The following is a 2,599-nucleotide window of genomic DNA, read 5'->3' on the forward strand; positions in this document are numbered from 1 at the left end:
CCCCCGGCTCCCCCGGACGCGCCGGCCGAGGGTCCGGCCTCCCGTCCGGCCTCCCCCCGCACCGGCCCCGGCTCACGGATCGCGGCCATCGCGTACCTCCCCCCGATCGGGGTCTCACGTACCTCTTCCGGACGCTACACGGGGGGTACGACACTTTCGAGTCGGCGAAACCGGGCGCGGCCGGGCGGAACCGGGACACCGCGGCCCGCCACCGTGGCTCCGTCGGCGGCACGCTCAGCCCGGGACGGTCTCCGAGGCGCCCAGCCCGAGTTCCGCCGCGGCCGCGCGCACGGCGTGGATGACGAGCTGGAGCGCGGGCCTGCGCAGCGCGGTGCGCCGGTAGGCCACGGAGACGGTGCGCAGCACCGGGGTCGTCAGCGTCACGATGTCCACCCCGGACGGGCGCAGGGTCAGCCCGAGGTCGGAGACGAGGGTGATCCCCAGTCCGGCGCTGACCATCGCCATCGCCGTGGCCTGCTCCTCGACCTCGTGGTTGATCACCGGTTCGAACCCGAACCGCTGGCAGGCCACCCGCACCGCGCGGCCGAAGTGGCTGCGCGGGCTCGCCAGGATCCACCGCTGGTCGGCCAGCTCGGCGAGGGACACCGTGCTCGCGGGTGCGGTGGCCGCGGGCACCGCGGCGTACAGCCGCTCCACCGCCACCGCGACCCGTTCCAGCCCGTTGTCCCAGGGCGTCGGGGTGTCGGTGTAGTCGAGCACGAACGAGAAGTCCAGCGACCCGTCGCGCACGGCGTCGGCGGTCTCCTCCGGCGCCAGTTCCCGGGTGCGGACCTCGATGCCCGGGTGCTCGGCCGCCAGGGCGGTGAGCGCGGTCGGCAGCAGGCCCGAGGCGACCGAGGCCCACACGCCCGCGGTCAGCCGCACCGAGGAGGTCTCCTGGGCCGACTCCAGCGCGAGCGTGGCCCGTTCGACGGCGTCCAGGATCTGTTCGGCGTGCTCGGTGAGCACCATGCCGAGCTCGGTGAGCTGGACCCGTCTGCCGAGCCGTTCGAACAGTTTCGCGCCCACGTCGCGCTCCAGCTGCGCGAGCTGCTGCGAGACCGCCGAGGCGGTGTAGTGCAGCGCGGCCGCGGCCGCCGTGATGGTGCCGCGGCGGTGCAGCTCCCGGAGCATCCTCAGCCGATGCACCGACAGATCCATGCACCAACCATAAAGGGAAACGTGCATGATCTATAACTGGACGCACACGGCCCTCCGGCCGGATTCTGGCAGTACGCACGACGACCGGTGCGCCGCACCGGGAACCGCCCGTGCGACCGGGATCGACACAGGGACGCCGACCGACCCAGGGAGGGCCGAGTGGTTACTCAGCACGCCGACGAACCGCTGCTGCGACTGACGTGGACCGACCGGGTGACCGGTGCCCACGGTTATCTCGTCGTGCACAGCCTGGTGTCCGGACTGGCGACCGGCGGCACCCGCATGCGGGCGGGGTGCACGATGAGCGAGGTCGAGGACCTGGCGCGGGGCATGGCCGCCAAGACGGCCACGTTCGACCTTCCGGTGGGGGGCGCCAAGGGCGGGATCGACTTCGACCCGCGCGATCCGCGCGCCACCGAGGTGCTGCGCCGGTTCTGCCAGGCCATGCGTCCCTGGATCGACGCGCACTGGGTGACCGCCGAGGACCTGGGCGTGCCGCAGCACGTCATCGACGAGGTGTTCGCCGATCTCGGGTTGGAGCAGTCCTACCACGCCGCGATCCGCCGTGCGGCCGATCCCGCGCGCACCCTCCGCCGGGTGCAGGCGGGGCTGAACGCGCCGGTGCCGGGCGGTCTGCTGCTCGGGGACGTCATCGGCGGCTACGGGGTCGCGCAGGCGTGCCTCGGTGCCGCCGCCGCGTGGGACTGGTCCGTGGCCGGGACGACCGTGGCGATCCAGGGCCTCGGCACGATGGGGGGCGGCGCGGCCTGGTACCTGCACGAGGCGGGGATGCGGGTGGTCGCGGTGGCCGACGCGGCCGGCACCCTGTACGACCCGGCGGGCCTCGACATTCCCGCGCTGTTGCAGGCACGCGACGCCTACGGCGAGATCGACCGGGACGCGGTGCCCGGGCACGTCGAGCGACTGCCCCGCAACGCCGTGCTCGGGGTGGCCGCCGACGTCCTGGTGCCGGCGGCGATCTCCTACGCCCTCACTCCGGACAACTCCTACGACGTGCGGGCCGCCGTGGTGGTCGAGGCGGCCAACGCCGCGACCACCCCCGAGGCGGAGGCCATGCTGGCCGCGCGGGGTGTGCCGGTGATCCCGGACTTCGTCGCGAACGCGGGGGCGGCCGCGTGGGCCTGGTGGTTGCTGCTGGGCCGGGTCGGGGCGGAAGCCACCGACTCGCTGCTGAAGCTGCGCACCGAGATGCAGGCCAAGGTCGCCCTGCTGCTCGGCGCGTGGAACGCCGACCGCGTGCCGCCGCGGCAGACCGGCTGGGAGTTCGTCACCGCACGGGAGAACGCGGTGGCCCCGACCGAGTCGGCACTGACCATCCCCTGACCCTCCCTCCCGCCGCAGCACCCGGCACCGGACGGCCCCGGTCCCGCCCCACCCGGCGGGGCCGGGGCTCCGTCGTGGGCGGGTGCTCCGTCGT

The 2,599-nt window shown here is 74.3% G+C and carries 2 protein-coding genes; one reads left to right on the forward strand and one right to left on the reverse strand.

The features are described from left to right. Window positions 1-234: 234 nt before the first annotated feature. Complete coding sequence (locus tag SACPADRAFT_RS0208145; protein ID WP_007027213.1) at window positions 235-1,161, reverse strand: LysR family transcriptional regulator; 927 nt, start codon at window positions 1,159-1,161, stop codon at window positions 235-237. A 159-nt stretch (window positions 1,162-1,320) separates the two neighbouring features. On the opposite strand from SACPADRAFT_RS0208145, the gene SACPADRAFT_RS0208150 reads away from it, so the two are divergent. Then, on the forward strand, window positions 1,321-2,505 hold the full coding sequence (locus SACPADRAFT_RS0208150) for a Glu/Leu/Phe/Val dehydrogenase dimerization domain-containing protein (protein WP_007027214.1): 1,185 nt from the start codon (window positions 1,321-1,323) through the stop codon (window positions 2,503-2,505). The last annotated feature ends 94 nt before the right edge of the window (window positions 2,506-2,599 follow it).

The sequence above is a fragment of the Saccharomonospora iraqiensis subsp. paurometabolica YIM 90007 genome, assembly GCF_000231035.2.
Taxonomy (GTDB): domain Bacteria; phylum Actinomycetota; class Actinomycetes; order Mycobacteriales; family Pseudonocardiaceae; genus Saccharomonospora; species Saccharomonospora paurometabolica.